Origin of the sequence: Streptomyces liangshanensis (assembly GCF_011694815.1) — a bacterium.
Lineage (GTDB): Bacteria > Actinomycetota > Actinomycetes > Streptomycetales > Streptomycetaceae > Streptomyces > Streptomyces liangshanensis.
The window spans coordinates 1,732,587-1,752,009 of sequence record NZ_CP050177.1; the positions used below are offsets into that span (position 1 = coordinate 1,732,587).

The 19,423-nt window shown below is 73.2% G+C and carries 14 protein-coding genes and 1 pseudogene; 6 read left to right on the forward strand and 9 right to left on the reverse strand.

The features are described 5' to 3' along the window. Positions 1-71: 71 nt before the first annotated feature. The 4 genes from HA039_RS07335 to HA039_RS07350 form a co-directional block, all read right to left on the reverse strand. On the reverse strand, positions 72-2,633 hold the full coding sequence (locus HA039_RS07335; RefSeq protein WP_167025545.1) for a polynucleotide kinase-phosphatase: 2,562 nt from the start codon (positions 2,631-2,633) through the stop codon (positions 72-74). Continuing rightward, the gene (locus HA039_RS07340) at positions 2,630-4,258 is read right to left on the reverse strand and encodes a 3' terminal RNA ribose 2'-O-methyltransferase Hen1 (RefSeq protein ID WP_167036372.1); all 1,629 of its coding nucleotides are present in this window, start codon (positions 4,256-4,258) and stop codon (positions 2,630-2,632) included. Before HA039_RS07340 ends, HA039_RS07335 begins: the two co-directional genes overlap by 4 nt. A 135-nt stretch (positions 4,259-4,393) precedes the next feature. Further along, positions 4,394-5,284 (reverse strand): homocysteine S-methyltransferase, encoded by an 891-nt coding sequence (gene mmuM / locus HA039_RS07345; RefSeq protein ID WP_167025548.1) that lies wholly within the window; start codon positions 5,282-5,284, stop codon positions 4,394-4,396. An 11-nt stretch (positions 5,285-5,295) separates the two neighbouring features. Next, positions 5,296-6,219: an LLM class F420-dependent oxidoreductase gene (locus tag HA039_RS07350; protein ID WP_167025551.1), complete on the reverse strand. Its 924-nt coding sequence runs from the start codon at positions 6,217-6,219 to the stop codon at positions 5,296-5,298. A 217-nt stretch (positions 6,220-6,436) separates the two neighbouring features. Here HA039_RS07350 and HA039_RS07355 point away from each other — a divergent pair, with 217 nt between their 5' ends. Further along, positions 6,437-8,041 carry a helix-turn-helix domain-containing protein gene (locus HA039_RS07355; protein ID WP_341830008.1) on the forward strand — a complete coding sequence of 535 codons (1,605 nt, stop codon included), beginning with the start codon at positions 6,437-6,439 and terminating at the stop codon, positions 8,039-8,041. Between the two features lie 140 nt (positions 8,042-8,181). On the opposite strand, the gene HA039_RS07360 is transcribed toward HA039_RS07355, so the two are convergent. The 4 genes and pseudogenes from HA039_RS07360 to HA039_RS07375 all read right to left on the reverse strand — a co-directional run bounded on the left by HA039_RS07360 (position 8,182) and on the right by HA039_RS07375 (position 12,042). Continuing rightward, positions 8,182-8,784, reverse strand: a complete 603-nt coding sequence (locus HA039_RS07360; protein ID WP_167025555.1) for a DUF6099 family protein — start codon at positions 8,782-8,784, stop codon at positions 8,182-8,184. A 125-nt stretch (positions 8,785-8,909) separates the two neighbouring features. Further along, positions 8,910-9,279: pseudogene (locus tag HA039_RS07365) on the reverse strand (nucleotide pyrophosphohydrolase). A 43-nt stretch (positions 9,280-9,322) separates the two neighbouring features. After that, positions 9,323-9,718 (reverse strand): cell division protein SepF, encoded by a 396-nt coding sequence (locus HA039_RS07370; protein ID WP_167025561.1) that lies wholly within the window; start codon positions 9,716-9,718, stop codon positions 9,323-9,325. A 170-nt stretch (positions 9,719-9,888) separates the two neighbouring features. Next, a complete protein-coding gene (locus HA039_RS07375) occupies positions 9,889-12,042 on the reverse strand; it encodes an amylo-alpha-1,6-glucosidase (RefSeq protein WP_167025564.1) in 2,154 nt (717 codons plus the stop codon). Positions 12,043-12,167: 125 nt separating this feature from the next. Between HA039_RS07375 and HA039_RS07380 the strand changes: the two genes are divergently transcribed. From HA039_RS07380 to HA039_RS07395, 4 genes are all read left to right on the forward strand, one after another. Beyond that, on the forward strand, positions 12,168-13,223 hold the full coding sequence (locus HA039_RS07380) for a LacI family DNA-binding transcriptional regulator (protein WP_167025567.1): 1,056 nt from the start codon (positions 12,168-12,170) through the stop codon (positions 13,221-13,223). A 204-nt stretch (positions 13,224-13,427) separates the two neighbouring features. After that, on the forward strand, positions 13,428-14,672 hold the full coding sequence (locus HA039_RS07385; RefSeq protein ID WP_167025570.1) for a sugar ABC transporter substrate-binding protein: 1,245 nt from the start codon (positions 13,428-13,430) through the stop codon (positions 14,670-14,672). 5 nt (positions 14,673-14,677) lie between these two features. Beyond that, complete coding sequence (locus HA039_RS07390; RefSeq protein ID WP_243869260.1) at positions 14,678-15,760, forward strand: carbohydrate ABC transporter permease; 1,083 nt, start codon at positions 14,678-14,680, stop codon at positions 15,758-15,760. Further along, positions 15,757-16,668, forward strand: a complete 912-nt coding sequence (locus HA039_RS07395) for a carbohydrate ABC transporter permease (protein ID WP_208298559.1) — start codon at positions 15,757-15,759, stop codon at positions 16,666-16,668. Before HA039_RS07390 ends, HA039_RS07395 begins: the two co-directional genes overlap by 4 nt. 131 nt (positions 16,669-16,799) lie before the next feature. Here the strand turns inward: HA039_RS07395 and HA039_RS07400 are convergent, their stop codons facing one another. Then, positions 16,800-17,054 carry a hypothetical protein gene (locus tag HA039_RS07400; RefSeq protein ID WP_167025574.1) on the reverse strand — a complete coding sequence of 85 codons (255 nt, stop codon included), beginning with the start codon at positions 17,052-17,054 and terminating at the stop codon, positions 16,800-16,802. 122 nt (positions 17,055-17,176) lie between these two features. Between HA039_RS07400 and ligA the strand changes: the two genes are divergently transcribed. Next, a complete protein-coding gene (gene ligA, locus HA039_RS07405; RefSeq protein WP_167025576.1) occupies positions 17,177-19,306 on the forward strand; it encodes an NAD-dependent DNA ligase LigA in 2,130 nt (709 codons plus the stop codon). The last annotated feature ends 117 nt before the right edge of the window (positions 19,307-19,423 follow it).

A 19,423-nucleotide genomic window follows, 5' to 3' on the forward strand; every position in this document is an offset into this window, starting at 1 on the left:
CACGCGACGAACGCACCACCGTCCGCCGAATCGCGGGCCATGTCACAGCGCCGGCCCGGCCCCGGCCCGGGTCACAGCCGCGGGTCCACCGGTTCCGACTCCAGCGCCAGCACCGCGAAGACGGCTTCGTGGACGCGCCACAGCGGCTCCCCCTCGGCGAGCCGGTCCAGGGCCTCCAGGCCGAGGGCGTACTCCCGCAGCGCCAGCGACCGCTTGTGGCCGAGGAACCGGTTCCGCAGGCGGGCCAGGTTCTCCGGCCGGGTGTACTCGGGGCCGTAGATGATCCGCAGGTACTCCCGGCCGCGCACCTTGATGCCCGGCTGCACGAGCCGCCCCTTGTCGTCCTTGGCGAGTGCCTGGAGCGGCTTGACGACCATGCCCTCGCCGCCGCGCCCGGTCATCTCCAGCCACCAGTCGGTGCCGGAGCGGACCGACTCCTCGTCGCCGGTGTCGACGACGAGCCGCCGGGTGACCTGGAGCAGACCCGTCGGGTCGTGCTCGACCAGCCGGTCCAGCCAGGCGAGCTGCTGGTCGTGCGGGACGGCGGCGAGGCTGCGGCCCCGTACCGCGAGCAGTTGGAACGGCGCGAGCCGCGCGCCCTCCAGGCCGTCCGTGGTCCAGCAGTAGCGCCGGTACGCCTCCGTGAACGCGGCCGCGTCGTCCGCCCGTTCGCGCTGGGCCGCCAGCAGGCCGCCCGCGTCGACGCCCCGGGCCACGGCGGCCTCCAGCGCCTGGGTGACGGCGGGGAAGGCTGCGCCCGCGGCGGCGCCCACCGCCGCGTACTGGGTGCGGAGCAGTCCGGTGGCCTTGAGCGACCAGGGCATCAGCTCGGCGTCCAGCAGCAGCCAGTCGGTGTCGAGTTCCTGCCAGAGCCCGGCGGCGGTGACGGCGGTACGCAGCCGCTCCAGCACCTCCTCGGTGACCGCGGGGTCGTCGAAGAAGGGCCGGCCGGTACGGGTGTGGAGCGCGCCCGTCGGTCCGCGCACCCCGAAGCGCGCCTCGGCGGCGGCCGCGTCGCGGCAGACCAGGGCGACGGCCCGCGAGCCCATGTGCTTCTCCTCGCACACGACGCGGGTGACGCCGTCGGAGCGGTACTGCGCGAAGGCCTGGGCCGGGTGCTCCAGGTAGCCGTCCTCGTCGGACGTCGCGGTGGGCGACATCGTCGGCGGGAGGTAGCCGAGCAGCCGGGGGTCGACGGCGAAGCGGCTCATGACCTCCAGGGCCGCCGCCGCGTTCTCCTCCCGTACCGCGAGCCGCCCCATGAGGCGGGTCTCCACGATCCGCTTGCCGTGCACGTCGGCGAGGTCGAGCGGCCGGCCCTCCCGGCCGCCCGGCGCCTCGGTGACGAGCGGCTTGACCGGCTCGTACCAGACCCGCTCGGCCGGTACGTCGACCAGTTCGCGTTCGGGCCAGCGCAGCGCGGTCATCTTCCCGCCGAAGACCGCGCCGGTGTCCAGGCAGATGGTGTTGTTGATCCACGAGGTGTTCGGCACCGGGGTGTGGCCGTAGACGACGGCCGCGCGGCCCCGGTAGTCCTCGGCCCACGGGTAGCGCACGGGCAGGCCGAACTCGTCGGTCTCGCCGGTGGTGTCGCCGTACAGCGCGTGCGAGCGCACCCGGCCCGAGGTGCGGCCGTGGTACTTCTCGGGCAGGCCGGCGTGGCAGACGACCAGCTTGCCGCCGTCCAGGACGTAGTGGCTGACCAGGCCGTCGATGAACTGCCGCACCTCGGCGCGGAACGTGTCGTCCTCCTTCTCCAGCTGCTCGATCGTCTCGGCGAGTCCGTGGGTGTGCTGGACGTTGCGTCCCTTGAGCCAGCGGCCGAGCTTGTTCTCGTGGTTGCCGGGCACGCAGAGCGCGTCGCCGGACGCGACCATGCCCATGACGCGGCGCAGCACGCCGGGGCTGTCGGGGCCGCGGTCGACGAGGTCGCCGACGAAGACGGCCGTACGGCCCCCGGGGTGGTGTCCGTCCACGTAACCGAGGGTGCCGAGCAGGGTGTCCAGCTCGGAGCGGCAGCCGTGGACGTCACCGATGATGTCGAAGGGGCCGGTGAGGTGTCTGAGGTCGTTGTAACGGCGTTCGAGGACGATCTCGGCGTCCGCCACCTCCTGCTCGCTGCGGAGCAGGTGCACCTTGCGGAAGCCTTCGCGTTCGAGGCCGCGCAGGGAGCGGCGCAGTTCGTTCCGGTGCCGCTTGATCACGTGGCGGGGCATGCCGGCGCGGTCGGGGCGGACGGCGTTGCGCGCGGCGCAGACCTCTTCGGGCAGGTCGAGGACGATCGCGATGGGCAGCACGTCGTGCTCCCTGGCGATCTGCACGAGCTGGCGGCGGCTCCCCGCCTGGACGTTGGTGGCGTCCACGACGGTGAGGCGGCCGGCCGCGAGGCGCTTGCCCACGATGTAGTGCAGGACGTCGAAGGCGTCGCCGCTGGCGCTCTGGTCGTTCTCGTCGTCGGCGACGAGGCCGCGGCAGAAGTCCGAGGAGACGATCTCGGTGGGCTTGAAGTGGCGGGCGGCGAAGGTGGACTTGCCGGAGCCGGTGGCGCCGACGAGGACGACGAGGGACAGGTCGGTCACCGGGAGGGTCCGCCGGGCGGCGGTGGCGGTGCGGTCGGTCGTGGTGCCGCTCATGCGGTCGTTCCCTTCTCGGTGGTGGTGCTGGTGCTGCTGGTGGTGGTGCTGGTCGTACGGGTGGTGCCGGTCGTGCTGTCGGTGGGGCGGGTGAGCGTGAAGACGGCCATCTGGGTGGGCGGGCCCACCTCGGGGTCGTCGGGTCCCACGGGGACGTACGCGACCGTGTAGCCGTGCCGTCCGGCCACCTCCTCGGCCCAGTCGCGGAACTCCGCGCGGGTCCACTCGAATCGGTGGTCGCCGTGGCGTACGTGCCCGGCGGGCAGGGTCTCCCAGCGCACGTTGTACTCGACGTTGGGCGTCGTCACGACCACCGTCGCGGGGCGGGCCGCGCCGAACACCGCGTACTCCAGGGCCGGCAGGCGCGGCAGGTCGAGGTGCTCGACGACCTCGCTGAGCACCGCCGCGTCGTACCCCTTGAGCCGCTGGTCCGTGTACGTCAGGGAGCCCTGCGTCAACGAGACGCGGGCCGCCTGCCGTTCGCCGAGCCGGTCCAGCTTGAGGCGGCGCGCGGCGATGGTCAGGGCGCGGACGGACACGTCGACGCCCATGACGTGGGTGAACCGCACGTCCTTGAGCAGTGCCTGCACCAACTGGCCCTGGCCGCAGCCGAGGTCGAGCACGGTGCTCGCGCCCGCGTCGCGCAGGGCGGCGAGGATCGCCTCGCGCCGCCGGTCGGCGAGCGACGGCTCCCTCCGGGCGGGGTCGGGGGCCGCCTCCGGGGCGGGTGCCTCCGGGGCGGGTCCTTCCGCCGGTACGGTGCCGGGCGCGGCGTCCCGCGCCTCCGCGGCCTCCCACTCCTCGTCCGGGGTCTCCAGGACGGCATTGTCGAGGGCCTCGACGTCGATGTCGTCCGCCTCGGCCAGCCGGACCAGCTCCAGGCGCTCCATGGCCCGGCGGGTCAGTCCCCAGCGGCGGGAGAGGTAGCGGCTGGTGATCAGCTTCTGTTCGGGGTGCTCGGCGAGCCAGCCCTCACCGGCGCGCAGCAGCTTGTCCACCTCGTCGGGCGCGACCCAGTAGTGCTTGGCGTCGTCGAGCACCGGCAGCAGGACGTACAGCTGGCGCAGCGCGTCGGCCAGCCGCATCTCGCCCTCCAGGACGAGCTGGACGTAACGCGACTCGCCCCACTGAGGAAACGTCACGTCCAGTGCGACCGGGCGGGCCTCGACGGAGGTCCAGCCCAGCGGCGCGAAGAGCTGGCGGACGAGGTCGACGCCGCCACGCGCCGGTACGGCGGGCACCTCGATGCGCAGCGGCAGCGGAGCGGCCGCCCGCTCGGGCATCGCCCTGCAGTCGCCGCGCAGGGCGCTCTTGAACACCGTGCTCAGCGCGACCGCGAGCAGCGAGGAGGCCGCGTACGGCCGGTCGTTGACGTACTGGGCGAGCGCCGCGTCGGGCGCGCCGCCCCGGCTCCTGCCCTTGCCGCGCCGTACCAGGGCCACCGCGTCGACCTCCAGCAGCAGCGCGGCTGTGCACCGCTCCGCGGTCGCCTCGGGGTAGAGCACATGGGCGGTGCCGTGCGCGGTGGAGAACGTCTGCGCCTTCTCGGGATGCTTGTGCAGCAGGAAGCCGAGGTCGGTCGCGGGACGTTCCGGGGTGCCGGTCGTACTGATCGTCAAGAACACCCGGTTGAGTATTGCCTGCTCGCGGGGGTACGACGAGAGGTTTTCCGTCACGCCCCGCCACCGTACGAGAACGGTCCTCGTCGGAGCCGTCCCGCGCGCGGCGGTACGTCCGGCGGTACGTGTCCGGGCGTCCGGTCAGAGGCGGGCGATCGCCTCGGGGCCGACGCGGCAGCAGCCGCCGACCAGGCGGGCGCCCGCCGCGCGCCAGGCGGTCACCCGGGACGGGTCGAAGGTGGCGTCGCCGCGCCAGGCCCGTGCCGTCGCGTCCCACCGCTCGCCGCTGTTGGGATAGACCACCACCGGTTTGCCCGTCACCGCCGCGGCGACCGCGATCGCGTGGTCCACGGCGGCGGGCTCGCAGCAGTTGACGCCCACCGCGACCACCTGGTCGTTGCCCGCCGCCACCGCGAACGCCTCGGCGAGCGGCTGCCCGGCCCGGGTGCGCTCACCGTCGGCCTCGACGGAGTACGAGAGCCAGACCGGCACCCCGCACCCCTCGGCCGCCGCCAGCAGGGCCCGCGCCTCGTCCTCGTCCGGCACGGTCTCCAGGGCGAGCACGTCCGGCGCCGCCGCGGCGAGCGTCTCGATCCGCGGCCGGTGGAAACGCTCCAGGTCCGCCACCGACAGCCCGTACCGCCCCCGGTACTCGCTGCCGTCCGCGAGCATCGCGCCGTACGGGCCGACCGACGCGGCCACCCACACCTCGCGATCGACCGCGTCGCCCGCCCGGCGGGCCAGGTCCACGCTGCGGGCCAGCAGCCCGGACGCCTCGGCGCGGGCGATCCCGCGCCGCGCGAACCCCTCGTACGTCGCCTGGTAGCTGGAGGTGATGAGGACCTGCGCGCCCGCCCGTACGTACGCCGCGTGGGCCGCCTCGATCTGCTGCGGCCCTTCGACGAGGAGCCGCGCCGACCAGAGGGCGTCGGACAGGTCGCAGCCCTGGGCCCGGAGCTGGTTGGAGAGGCCGCCGTCGAGGACGAGCGGCTCCTCGGCGAGCGCCGTGGCGAGGGGACGGACGGGCCGCACAGGAACCCCTTTCAGCTCAGCTGGGACTGGACCTGCGAGGAGATCAGCTCCAGGTGGTCGAGGTCGTCCAGGTCCATGACCTGGAGGTAGAACCGCGAGGAGCCGACGGCCGCGTACCGGCCGATCTTGTCCACCACCTCGGCGGGCGAGCCCGCGAGCCCGTTCGCCTTCAGCTCGTCGACCTCGCGGCCGATGGCGGCGGCCCGGCGGGCGACCTCGGCGTCGTCCTTGCCCACGCAGACGATCAGCGCGTTCGAGTACACGAGGTCGTCCTCGCCCCGGCCCGCCTCGGTGAGCGCGGCCCGGACGCGGCCGAACTGCGTGGCCGTGTCCTCCAGCGAGGCGAAGGGGATGTTGAACTCGTCCGCGTACCGGGCGGCCAGGCGCGGGGTGCGCTTCGCGCCGTGCCCGCCGATGAGCACCGGCAGCTTCGCCTGGGCGGGCTTGGGCAGCGCGGGCGAGTCGGTCAGCTGGTAATGCGTGCCCTCGTAGGAGAACGTCTTGCCGGCCTCGGTCTCCCACAGCCCCGTCACGATCGCGAGCTGTTCCTCGAGCCGGGCGAACTTGTCCTTGGGGAACGGAATCCCGTACGCCTGGTGCTCCTCCTCGAACCAGCCCGCGCCCAGGCCCAGCTCGACGCGGCCGCCGGACATCTGGTCCACCTGCGCGACCTGGATGGCGAGGACGCCGGGCAGCCGGAACGTGCCGGCCGTCATGAGCGTGCCGAGCCGGATCCGCTTGGTCTCACGGGCCAGCGCCGCCAGGGTGATCCAGGCGTCCGTGGGACCGGGAAGCCCGTCGGCCGAGCCCATGGGCAGGTAGTGGTCGGAGCGGAAGAAGGCGTCGAATCCGAGGTCCTCGGTCGCCTTGGCCACGCTCAGCAATGTCTCGTAACTCGCCCCTTGCTGGGGCTCGGTGAAGATGCGAAGATCCATGCCTTCATCTTCGCAGGGCCGCCGGGCGGACCCGCGTCGTCCTCCCTCTCCCGCCCGGCCGCCCCGGCACAGGCGGCGAACGCGCGGCTCCGGAGCCCGCCCGGCGCGTGCCCCCTCCCGGGTCGGGGCACAAGCGCCTGGGCGGGGACAATCGGTGTCCTGGCGCGACGGGTCTCCGGGCCCAGGAACGCCGATCGGAGAGGTGAAGGGGTACGGCGTGGGTGTGCCACCGGTACGGTCCCCGGACTCCTCGCGCGCGGCCGACATCCTGACCATGCACCGGCTGGCCCGCAAGGGGGACGGGGTGCAGCCGCTGCTGCGCTGGCTGGCCCGCAGGACCGGGTGCTGGGTCGGGCTGGTGGACACGGCCGGCGACGTACACGCCGCGTCTCCCGCCGAGCCCGATTCCGAGGTGATCGCACTTGTCGCCGACGGGCTGCGGGCGATGCGGGTGCGGGGGCTGCGGACGTTCGTGGCGGGCGCGTCCCCGGACCGGTCGGGCGCGCTGCTGACCGTGGACCTCCCCGGGGACCGGCCCGGGGCCGAGCCGTCCGGGCTGGTCCTGGCGGTGGTCGGTCCCGATCCCCTGGGGACGGCCGCCCCGGCCGACGCGGGGCCGCTGCTGGGCGTCTGCTGGTGGGCGAAGGAGACCGCGCGGGCCCGGCGGCGCGTGGAGGTCGCCGACGCGCGCGGACGGGAGGCCGTGCTGCACCTGTTGATGTCCGGGAACCTCGCCACGGCGCACCAGATCGCGGGCGTCCTCGCGCCGCGCCTGCACGATCCGGCCCGCTTCCACGTCGTCGAGTGCGGTGTCGACCGGCGGGCCGAGACGATCCGGGTCTGCACGGAACTCACCGGCGGCCGGGCCTGGATCGTGCGGTGCCCGGTCTACTCCGACCATGTGCTGGTGGTCGCGTCCGCGAACCCCGCCCCCGACGGCGCGCGCCCGCTGGAGGCCGCCCTCACCGCGGAGATCGAGGGCTGCGTGGTGGGTACCGGCGACGCGCTGGCCCTGCGCGACACGGCCGTCGGCTACCAACAGGCCTTCCACGCCCTGGCGGTGGCGCGGGGCCGCCCCGAGCGCTGGGCGCGCTTCGACGCCGCGCTCGGGCTGCCCGTCGTGCTGGGCGGGCGGGGCCGCGTCTGGGCGGACCACCTGCTGGCGCCGCTGACCGCTTACGTCCCCGCCCGGGCCGCCGACCCCGACAGCGCCACGCTGACCGACACCGTCCGGTCGTGGCTGGCCTTCTCCGCCGGCGCGACCGACCTCATGAAGATCCACCGCAACACCCTGGCCTCGCGCCTGCGCCGCGTCGAGTCGCTGCTGGGCCTGGACCTGAGGCTCGTCGGCGACCAGGCGAAGCTCGACCTCGCCCTGCGGATCGGCGCGCTGCCCCGCACGAGGGAGCACGAGGCGACGGACCGCGAGACGACGCGCCACGAGATGACGCGCCACGAGACGGCAGACCTCGTAAGGACGGCGTACCGCGCGGCGGAGGGCGGACCACCCACCCCCGCCCCGGCCCCCTTCGACGCGCTCCTGCGCCTGCCCGCCGTACAGGAGTGGGCGCTCACGCAGCTGCGTCCCGTACGGACGGAGGCGCCCGGGCTGGAGACGACTCTGCGCACGTGGCTGCGCAACGACACCCGGCTGAGCAGCACGGCGGAGGCGCTCGGGGTGTCGGTGACGGGCACCAGGAAGCGGCTGGCGCGGCTCGAACAGGTCCTGCGCCGGTCGCTGCTGCGGCCCCCGAACGCGCGGCTCGACCTCTGGGTGGCGGTCGCCGCCTTGGAGGGCGGCGGGCCGGACAGGAACTTCTGACACCGCGGGGCCGTGCCGCTGTGCAATCCGACTCTCGCCGGTGGGCCGCGCGGAACCTAGAGTCGGGCGCGTGTTCACGCCCTGGACGGGGGGTAGGGCGTGAACACCACCACAGGCGGCGCCACCGGCCCGGGCCCGCCTCAACGGCCCCGCCTGCGCTCGTGGTTCCGCTGCCGCTCCCGCTCGCGCTCGGTCTCCTGCTGTCTCTGGCGCTCCCGCGCCTCCTTGCGCTCCCGCTCCTGCTCCTGCGCGACGAGCCGGCGCAGCAGGCCCGCCACCCGGTCGCCCGCCTCGTCCGCCGCGTCGATCGCCTCGATGCACTGCCAGTACAGCCCCTCCTCGTCCGTCGCACACGCCACGGCGACGAGGGCGATCCCCACCTCGCCCAGTAACTCCGCCAGCCCCGTCAGCGCGCCCCGGGCGTCCGGCACCGACGACAGCTGTCTCGCCCGGGTCCCGGCCCCCCACCACACCTCGGAGCCGAACACCTCCGGCCCCGGACCGCTCGCGCCCGGGCCGCCGCCGCCCGCCTCCCGGGCGTCCGGTAAGCCACCGCCGCGTCCTCCTGTCTCACCCAGCTCACGCGCCTCGCCGCGCAGCTCCGGCGGCCCGCTCAACGCCAGCCGGTCGCCGATCGCCTGCGCCAGCGCCTGTGCCTGCCAGGCCTCCGCGATGACGTCCCACGCCTCTCCGCTGGCGGCCAGGGCCTGCCGGGTCACGCCGATGAGCCGTTCCGCATCCATCCGCAGCCCCCGTTCGTACGACAATCCTGCCCACTCACTCCACTACCCAGAGTGAGTGAACGGCGACGGAAAGGCCAGAGGAATGCGGAAATCTGTGGACAGCCAGCTGATTGTGGAAATCTCACTCACTCCGAAGAGTGACGATCACGGGGTACCGGGGTCCTCGGCTGCCGACGAGGGCGGAAAGCGGACCTCGTTCCGCTCGATCTTCGCGGCCAGCGCCTCCAGCACGTCGACCCCCACCGCGTCGCAGAACTGGAGCAGGTAGGCGAGCACGTCCGCGACCTCGTCGGCGACCCGGTGGGCCGATTCCGGGTCCTCCATCACGCGCGCCGACTGCTCGGGGGTCAGCCACTGGAAGATCTCTTGCAGTTCGGCGGCCTCGACGCTCAGCGCCGCCACCAGGTTCTTGGGCGTGTGGTACTGCCCCCAGTCCCGCGCCGTCGCGAACTCGACCAACCTGCGCTGGAGTCCCGCCACATTCAGTTCCGTCACGGACCCAGGTCTACCACCGCCGCACCCGCGCCGGCGGCCGGGACTACGGCCCCGGGACGGCCGCCGCCGCGATCCCCTCGACCTCCGTGCCGACGGGGGCCAGCAGGAACACGTTCTTGTCGACGCGGTGCATCCCGCTGCCGAGGCCGAAGACCACCCCGCTGCTGAAGTCCAGGATGCGCTTGGCCACGTCGAGTTCGGCGCCCGACAGGTCCAACAGGACCGGGATCTGGGCGATCAGGTGGTCGGCGACCTCGCGCGCGTCCGCGAAGACCCGCACCCGCAGGACGACGAACCTGCGGTGCTCGACGCGGGGTTCCGGCTGCACGGCGCGGTGGTCGACCCGCGACGGCCATTCGTTGCGGCTGCGCAGCGGGACGACCTGCGCCAGGCCTTCCCACTGCTCGTCGGTGACGTCGTATCTGTCGTACCTGCTCACCGGACCACCCCGCTCGCGCGTCGCGTCTGCATCCGGACATCCTCCCGCTCCTCACCCGTTCGGCCCATCAGCGACACGGCTGTGTCGACGACCGGCTCCACGGGTCCCCCGGAACGGCCGGACTCCCGGCCGTCGAGAGCGGACTGCCCCGCACCGCGGCCCGGAAACCCTCAACGCGGGGTGAGCTGCTCGCGCTTCACCTCCAGCCCGGCCGGCGCCTCGACGTGCGCGGTGCCGTCGGCGGCGACCGTGATGTCCAGCCTGCCGCCCGCCACGTCGAGGCCCTCGACACGGAGCGGGCGGTACGCCTCCGCGAAGGCCGGCGCGACCGTGACCGTCCCGCCCGGGACGTCGGCGGACAGGCCCAGCACCGACTGGAGCACCAGGACGGACGACGCGGCGGCCCACGCCTGCGGCCGGCAGGACGCCGGATAGGGCGCGGGGAACGCGTCGGTGGCCGCGCCGTGCCCGGCGAACAGTTCGGGAAGGCGCGCGTCGAAGCCCGCGGAGGCGGTCAGCAGGCCCGCCGCCAGCGGCGCGGCCGCGTCCGGGAAGCCCGCCCTGACCAGGCCGTGCACGGCAATCGCGGTGTCGTGCGGCCAGATCGAACCGATGTGGTAGCCGTACGGGTTGAATCCCACGGAGTCCGTGCTCAGGGTCCGCAGACCGTGCCCCGAGTCGAGGTCCGGCGCGCTGATCCGCGCGGCGAGCAGCGCGCTCTCCTCGTGGTCGAGCAGGCCGGTGCCGAGCAGGTGCCCGAAGCCCGAGGTGACCGAGTCCACCGGGCGTTTGTCGCGGTCGAGGGCGACGGCCGGGTACGGCCCGCGCGCGTCCTCGACCCAGAAGCGTTCACGGAAGTGGACGCGCAGCCGCTCGGCCCACTCCTCCCAGCGGTCCGCGCCGGGACGGCCGAAGGCGCGCAGCAGGTCGGCGCCGCCGCGGGCCGCCTCGTACGCGTACGCCTGCACCTCGCAGAGCGCGATCGGGGAGTCGGCGAGGCGCCCGTCACGGTGCCTGATCGAGTCGCCGGAGTCCTTCCAGCCCTGGTTGGCCAGGCCGCGCCCGGTCAGGTCGATGTATTCGAGGAAGCCGTCACCGTCGGCGTCGCCGTACTCGCCCATCCACCGCAGGGCCGACTCGGCATGCGGCAGGAGCTGTTCGACCTGGTCGGGGGCGAGGCCCCAGCGCCAGGCGTCGTGCAGCAGGGTGATCCACAGGGGCGTGGCGTCGACCGTGCCGTAGTAGCAGGGCGGCAGGGCGAAGGTGTCGTCGAACCGCTGGGCGCTGCGCCGCACTTCGTGCAGGATCTTGCCGGGCTGCTCCTCGGTGTCGTGGTCGGTCGCCCCGCCCTGGCGGCGCGCGAGGGTGCGCAGCGTGCCGGCCGCGAGGTCCGTCCCGAGCGGCAGCAGCATCCGCGCGGCCCACAGCGAGTCGCGGCCGAAGAGCGTGAGGAACCACGGGGCCCCGGCGGCGAGGAACTGGTCGGCGGGGTCGGCGGGATCGGTGAGGCGCAGCCGGTCCAGGTCGGCGGTGGACTGGTCGAGCCAGTGGTCGAACCGCCGGTCCGCGCTCCGCAGCCGGGGCGTGCGCCAGGGCAGGCGGCCGGCGGGCGGCGCGGGGAACTGGTCGCCCTCCTCGTGCGCCGCCTCGCAGTCCAGGACGGCGGTCCAGGTCTCGCCGGGGGCCAGCGCGATGTCGTACGCGAGCCGTCCGGCCGCCGGGTCGGCCGTCGTGGCGGCGGGTGTGCTGCCGAGCCGTACGGTGAACGCCTCCTGGGACCAGGCGAGTCCGTCCCCGGTGGCGACGGCGGGTACGGCGGCGGGGCGGTCGCCCGACTTGACGCGCTCCATGGGCGCGAGGTCGGTGGCGGCGGTGACGGTCAGCCGGACGCGGACGTCCTGCCGCCCCGCGTTGGTGACGTCCAGGGTCTCCGCCAGCCGGCCCGGGGTGACGTGGCGGCGGCGGCGCAGGGTGACGGCCGGGTCGGGGGTGTGCTCGCCGAGGCCGCGCAGGACGGCGCGGAACGAGGCCCGGTCGGCGCCGTCGAGACCGCCGCGTACCGGCGCGAGCACCACGCCCCCGGCCTCGACGGTCAGCCGGGACAGGGCCCGGGTGTCGCCGTGGTAGAAGCCGTCGGCGCCGCCCTCGCCGGGGTCGCCGATCTGTCCGTCGCCCCGCGAGATCGCGAAGCTCGGCGCGTACAGCGTCACGACGGCGTCGTGCAGGAACGGCTGGAGACCGGCCGGTCCCTGGGGGCTTCCGTCCGGCGGAGCGGCCCCCTCGGCCGGGTTCGTTATGTCGTGGGTCTTGACAGTGATGTCCAAAAGAGCAGAACCTCTCAGGCATTGGAGCGTTCCAAAGACCCTAACGACGACCTCAGCTCCCTGACAACACCATTGGAACGCTCCAATAACTTCGCCCACTCGCCCCGCCGGATCCGGAGAGACCCATGCCGCGCACCCCCAACTCCCCGTCGCCCAAGGCCGGTCCCGTGACCCTGGCCATGGTCGCGCGCCGGGCCGGGGTCTCACCGCAAACCGTCTCCAACGCCCTCAACTCCCCCGATCTGCTGCGCCCCGAGACCCTGGAGCGGGTGCGCAGGACCATCGACGAGATGGGCTACCGTCCGCACCGGGCGGCGCAGGCCCTCCGTACCCGCTCCAGCAAACTCATCGGGTACGGCATCCGCCCCACCGCGCCCGGCGCGTCCGCCCCGGTCATGGACGGCTTCCTGCACGCCCTGTCCCAGACGGCCGACGAGGCCGGTTACCGGATCCTGCTGTTCGCCTCACCCCCGCCCGAGGGTCCTGACGCCCTCGACGGGTACGGGGAACTGCTCGATCTGCACCACGTGGACGGGTTCGTGCTCAGCGGCACCGACCGGGGCGACCAGCGGCAGGCCTGGCTCCAGAAGCGCGGGGTCCCGTTCGTCGGCTTCGGCCGGATGTGGTCGGGGCGCCAGATCGGCGACTGGGTGGACGTCGACGGCGCCTCGGGTACGGACGCCGCCGTCGAGCACCTGGTGGCGCGCGGGCACCGGAGGATCGCGTTCCTGGGCTGGCCGCGCGGGTCGGGCGTCGGTGACGACCGCGCGGAGGGCTGGCAGCGCGCCATGCGCCGGCACGGTCTTCCGGTACGGGGCCGCCGCGCGTACAGCGTCGACGACATCGCGTCGGCGCAGGCCGCCGCCGTACCGCTGCTCGAAGCGGGCGCGACGGCGGTGGTCGCGGCGAGCGACATGCTCGCGCTCGGCTGCTACCACGCGCTGCGGGAGCGCGAGGCCGTACCGGGGGCGGACGTCGCCGTCGTCGGCTTCGACGACTCCCCCACCGCCGCGCTCCTCTCGCCCGGCCTGTCCACCGTGGCCCAGCCGCTGGAGGCCGTCGGCCGCGAATGCGTGCGGCTGCTGCTGGCCCGGATGGGAGAGCCCGCCCGGGCGCCCGAGCGCGTCCTGCTCGAACCGTCGCTGGTCGTACGGGACAGCACCCCGGCCTTACACGGCTGAACCCGGCCGCACGGCCCGCGGCCGGCGTCCCGGGGCGCCGCCCACCCCGGACGCACACCCCGGACGCCCACCCCGAGCATCCGCCCCGGGCGCCCTCCGCGAGCGCCCTCTCCGAACCCCCCTCCCCGAACGCCACCCCCCCTCTTCGCAGCGTGCCTTCAGGGGCAGCTGAGCCGCACGTTTCATCCCCCTATGGAGGAATTCATGGCCCACCGCACGGCCTTCGCCGCCCTCGCCACCTGCGCGGCGCTGCTGACCGCGACCGGCTGTTCGTCCGGTTTCGACAGCGGCAAGGAGCCCGCACAGGAGAAGTCCGGGAAGCAGGAACTGACCGTCCTGATCGCCACCTCGGGAGACGCCGAGACCCAGGCCGTGAAGAGCGCGGCCGCCGCGTACGCGAAGACCTCCGGCAACTCCGTGACCGTCGAGGTCGCCAAGGACATGAATCAACAGCTGGCCCAGTCCTTCGCCGGGCACAAGCCGCCGGACGTCTTCTACGTCAACTCCGACCAGTTCGCCAACTACGCCAAGGGCGGCTCGCTCTACCCGTACGGCGATCAGATAGCCGACGCGGACGACTTCTCCGCGCAGCTGCGCTCCTCGTTCTCGTACGACAACAAGCTGATGTGCCTTCCCAAGGACACCTCCACCCTCGGTCTCGCCGTCAACACCGCCCTGTGGAAGAAGGCCGGGCTCACCGAGAAGGACTACCCGACCACCTGGGCGCAGTTGAGGACGGTCGCGGACAAGCTCACGGGCGACGGCGTCACCGGCCTGGTGACCAGCGACGAGTACCAGCGGCTCGGCGTCTTCATGAGGCAGGCGGGCGGCTGGGTCACCGACGCGGACCAGACGAAGATGACCGCCGACACCGCCCAGAACGCCGAGGGGCTGGCCTTCGTGCAGGGACTCCTCAAGTCCGGTTCGATGAAGTTCGCCAAGGCGGTCGACACCAGCTGGGGCGGTGAGGCGCTCGGCAAGGGCAAGGCCGCGATGACCATCGAGGGCAACTGGCTCGACGGCGGCATGAAGCTCGACTACCCGGACGTCGACTACCGGATCCTGCCGCTGCCCGCCGGTCCGGCCGGCAAGGGCACCCTCGCGTTCAGCACGTGCTGGGGCGTCGCCGCCGACAGCCCGCACCACCGGGCCAGTGTCGACCTGGTGAAGTCGCTGACCTCGGCCCAGCAGCAGGTGGCCTTCGCCGAGGCGTTCGGTGTGATGCCGAGCCGCACGAGCGCGCTGGCGACCTTCGCCGAGCGGCAGCCGCGCGCCAAGGCGTGGGTGGACGGCAGCGCGTACGCGCAGGGTCCGGTGACGATCGCGGGCTTCGACAAGGTGCTGAGCCAGTTCAACACCGAGCTCCAGTCGCTGCGTACGGCCGACCCGAAGAAGATCCTCGCCGACCTCCAGCGCAACGGCGAACAGGCCCTGGCGAAAGGCAACTGAGCCCCATGTCCCTCCGCCCGGCAAGCGCGATACGCGCGACACGCTCGCGGCGCGGCGGGCGCGACCGGGACGGCGCGTGGGGCTGGCTGTTCGTCAGCCCCATGGTGCTGGTCCTCGGTTCGTTCCTGGTGCTGCCGATCCTGATGGCGCTCTGGGTGAGCCTGCTGCACTGGGACGGGCAGTCCAACCCCTTCTCCGGCCAGGCCGACTTCGTGGGCCTGGACAACTACCGCACGCTCTTCACGCAGGACGGCCTCGACCGCACGCTCTTCGCGACCGCTCTGCGCAACAACGCGTACTACGTCCTCCTGACCGTGCCGTTGCAGACCGGCCTGGCCCTGGTGCTGGCGATTGTCGTCAACCAGCGGATGCTGCGCGGCCGGGGCGCGCTCCGTACGATCTTCTTCTTCCCGTCCGTCACCAGCTCGATCGCCGTCGCCACGGTGTTCCTGTTCCTCTTCCAAGGAAGCGGTGCGGTCAACGCCCTGTTGTCGTGGATCGGGGTCAAGGGGCCGAACTGGTTCGCCGATCCGCGCGGGGTGCTCTCACTGGTCCTGGGCGGGCTCGGCCTCGTGGATCCCGAGCACCCCACCGGGCTGCTGGCCGAGCACTCCACGATGGGACTGTCGTGGTTCGAGTGGCTGTCGGGGCCGTCGGTCGCGATGTGCACGATCATCCTGCTGGCCGTGTGGACCACGTCGGGCACCTTCATGCTGATCTTCCTCGCGGCGCTCCAGGACATCCCCAGGGAGTTGGAGGAGACGGCGGCCCTGGAGGGCGTCAACCGCCGCCAGTTGCTGCGGTACGTGACCCTGCCCGCGCTGCGTCCCGTGCTGTTCCTGGTGCTCACCCTGGGCCTGATCTCCACCTGGCAGGTCTTCGACCAGGTGTACGTGATGGGTCAGGGCGCCCCGGGCAACACCACGCTGACGCCCGCGTTCCTGTCGTACTCCGCGGGCTTCGACAACGCCGACTTCGGCCAGGGCTCGGCGATCGCGTTCGTCCTGCTCGCCCTGATCCTCGTGCTGACCGGCTTCCAGCGCTGGGCGCTGCGGGAGCGCGGCGCACGCACCGGGAGGAAGCGATGACCCTCACGCGCAAGGCCGTGCGCAAGGCGGCGCGGGAGCAAGGCACACCCGTGCTCGGGCGCTTCCCCGTGGCACTGCGGGTGCTAGGATACGCCCTGGTGGCGGGAGTGGCGCTGCTCTACCTGCTGCCGTTCGTGCTCCAGTTGGTGACCGGCTTCAAGACCGATCCGGACGCGGCCGCCCACCCGCTGTCGCTGCTGCCGACCACCCCGACGACGGCCGCCTACCAGCGGCTGTTCGGGCTGAGCGAGGCGGCGGACGGGGTGCCGTTCCTGCGCTGGCTCGGCAACTCGGCGTTCGTGGCCGTGGTGGTGACCGGGGGGCGGGTGCTGTTCGACTCGATGGCGGGGTACGCGCTGGCGCGGCTGCGCTTCCGGGGGCGTTCGGTGCTGTACACGTTTGTCCTCGCGGTGATGGCGGTGCCCGGAGTGGCCCTGCTCATCCCGAAGTTCCTGGTGCTCAACACGTTCGGGATCTTCGACACGTACACCGGCATGATCCTGCCGCTGGTGGTGGACGCGGCGGGCATCTTCATCATGAAGCAGTTCTTCGAGTCGGTGCCGCGTGAGGTGGAGGAGGCCGCGAAGGTCGACGGGGCGGGGGTGTTCCGCGTCTTCTGGTCCGTCGTGCTGCCGATGGCGCGGCCGGCGCTGATCACCCTGACGATCCTGTCGTTCCAGGGGTCGTGGAACGAGTTCACGCACTTCCTGGTCGCCACCCAGTCCGGCCAGTACGAGACGCTCACCACCGGCCTGGCGCGCTTCGTCTCCGGCGGCCTGGGCGGCGGTACGCAGTACCCGCTCAAGCTGGCGGCCGCGCTGCTGTCCACCCTCCCGGTGGCCGCGCTGTTCTTCGCCTTCCAGCGCTACTTCGTCAGCGGGGCGAACGCGGGGGCCGTGAAGGAGTAGCGGTTACGGGGCGCCGCCTCACGCCCCAGGCCGGTCGGTGGGGGCCGACCGGCCTGGGGCGGGGGTGCTCGATGTGTGTTTGTGGGGGGCTGGTGTGTACGTGGGGGGGTGTGCCGCTGGTGCGGTACGGGTCAGCCGAGGAGGACCTGGCCGTGCTTGACGACGTCCTGGCCGCCCTTCACCACGCCCTTGACGGCGCCGACCTTCTTGCCGAGGACACCGTCCGCCACCGGCTTGGTCTCTTCGCCGACGGCGGCGGCGGTCTGCGCCGCGCTGCTCAGGGTGGTGCCGAAGTCGGCGGACTGCGCGGCCTGGGCGGCGGGGGCGATCGCGGCGAGGAGGGCGGAGCCGGCCGCGGCGGTGGTGAGGATTCGACGTACGTTCATGATCGATACAACGCGCGGGACGCCAGGAGGACACGCGGAACACGGGTGACCGCCGCACGGGCCCGCGCCCCGGAGCCCGCGCCGCTCCCGTCCACGGGGCGTTGTCAGTGGTGGGAGGCAGGATGGGAGCCATGACGACAACACCTGCCGCAGTCGCCGATGCCTCCGCGTACGCCCGGGCCGTGGAGGAGGCCAGGACGGCCGCCGCCGCGTACTACGCGGGCGGGGAGAGCGCCGTGGACGACGACACGTACGACCGTCTGGTGCGCGGGATAGCCGCGTACGAGAAGGAGCACCCCGACGAGACGCTGGCCGACTCCCCGACCGGCAAGGTCGCCGGCGGCGCCGCGACGGGCGACGTGCCGCACTCGGCGCCGATGCTGTCCCTGGACAACGTGTTCTCCGCCGAGCAGCTCGTCGCGTGGGCGGCCTCGCTGGAGCGGCGGCTCGGCCGGCCGGTGGAGGCCTGGAGTGTGGAACCGAAGCTGGACGGCCTGGCGATCGCGGCCCGTTACGAGCACGGGCGGCTGACCCGGCTGGTCACCCGGGGCGACGGCACGGCGGGCGAGGACGTCTCGCACGCCGTCGGTTCCGTGGTGGGCCTTCCCGGCCGACTCACCGAGCCGGTCAGCCTGGAGGTGCGCGGCGAGGTGCTGATGACCCGTGAGCAGTTCGAGCGGGGCAACGCGTTGCGTACGGAACACGGCGGCGCCCCGTTCGCCAACGCGCGCGGCGCCGCGGCCGGCACACTGCGGGCGAAGGACCGTCCGTACCGCGCGGAGACGACGTTCTACGGATACGGCGCGCTGCCGCTGCCGTCGTCAGGACCCCTCGGCGAGCTGCTGGAGCGATGGCCGCACAGCCAGGTGCTGGAGTACGTGACCGGGCTGGGCGTCCACACCGCCGCCGCGACGGACGTGGCGCCGCGCACACTCGCCACGGTGGCGGAGGTGCAGAGCAGGGTCGAGGAGATCGCGGGGCTGCGGGCGGAGCTGCCGTTCGGCATCGACGGCATCGTGATCAAGGCCGATCTCGCGGAGGACCAGCGCGCGGCCGGTGCGGGATCGCGGGCCCCGCGCTGGGCGATCGCGTACAAACTCCCGGCGGTGGAGAAGATCACGCGCCTGCTGGCCGTGGAGTGGAACGTCGGCAGGACGGGCGTCGTCGCGCCCCGCGCGGTCCTGGAGCCAGTACTGATCGACGGGTCGACGGTCACGTACGCGACGTTGCACAACCCCGGCGACATCACCCGCCGCGACCTGCGCCTCGGCGACCGGGTGATGGTCCACAAGGCGGGCGACATCATCCCGCGGGTGGAGGCGCCGGTGGTGCGTCTGCGGACCGGTGAGGAGCGGCCGATCGTCTTCCCCGAGGACTGCCCGCAGTGTGGTGGGGAGATCGACACCTCCGGGCAGCGGTGGCGGTGTGTGCGGGGCCGTGACTGCCGTCTGGTGGCGTCCATCTCGTACGCGGTGGGGCGGGACCAGCTCGACATCGAGGGGCTGGGGGCGACGCGGGTCGTCCAGCTCGTGGAGGCCGGTCTGCTCACGGACTTCGCCGATCTGTTCGTCCTGCGGCGGGAGCAGTTGCTGGCGCTGGACCGCATGGGCGTGACCAGTACGGACAATCTGCTCGCCGCCGTCGAGGGGGCGAAGGCGCAGCCGCTGTCGCGCGTGCTGGCGGCGCTCGGTGTGCGGGGCACGGGCCGGTCCATGTCCCGCCGTATCGCACGGCACTTCGCCACGATGGACCGGCTGAGAGCGGCGGACGCGGAGGCGGTACGGAGGGTCGACGGCATCGGGACGGAGAAGGCGCCCCTGATCGTCGCCGAGCTGGCGGAGCTGGCCCCGCTCATCGACAAGCTGGTGGCGGCCGGGGTGAACATGACGGAGCCGGGGGCGACGCCCCCTCCGGACGGGGCGGAGGGCGGACCGGAGGCGGCGGACGCGCCCGAAGTGGCTTTGCCCGGGGGCCCGTTGGCCGGGATGACGGTGGTGGTGACGGGTGCGATGACCGGCCCGCTGGCGAAGCTGTCGCGGAACCGGATGAACGAGCTGATCGAGCGGGCCGGTGGTACGTCCTCGTCCAGTGTGTCCAAGCGGACGACGCTGTTGGTCGCGGGGGAGAACGCGGGCACGAAGCGGGCCAAGGCGGAGGCGCTGGGGGTGCGGGTGGCGGATCCGGACGAGTTCGCCGCGATGGTGGCGGAGTTGCTCACGGACGACCAGGGAGATCCGGACGACAGGCCCTAGGGGCGGGGCGGCGTGCAGGACCACAACGCCGAGAGTGCGCGGCCCCGGTGTTCCGGGACCGCGCACTCTCAGGGCACTTCACGACACTTCGACGGACTTCGGGCCCGGCTCAGGCCC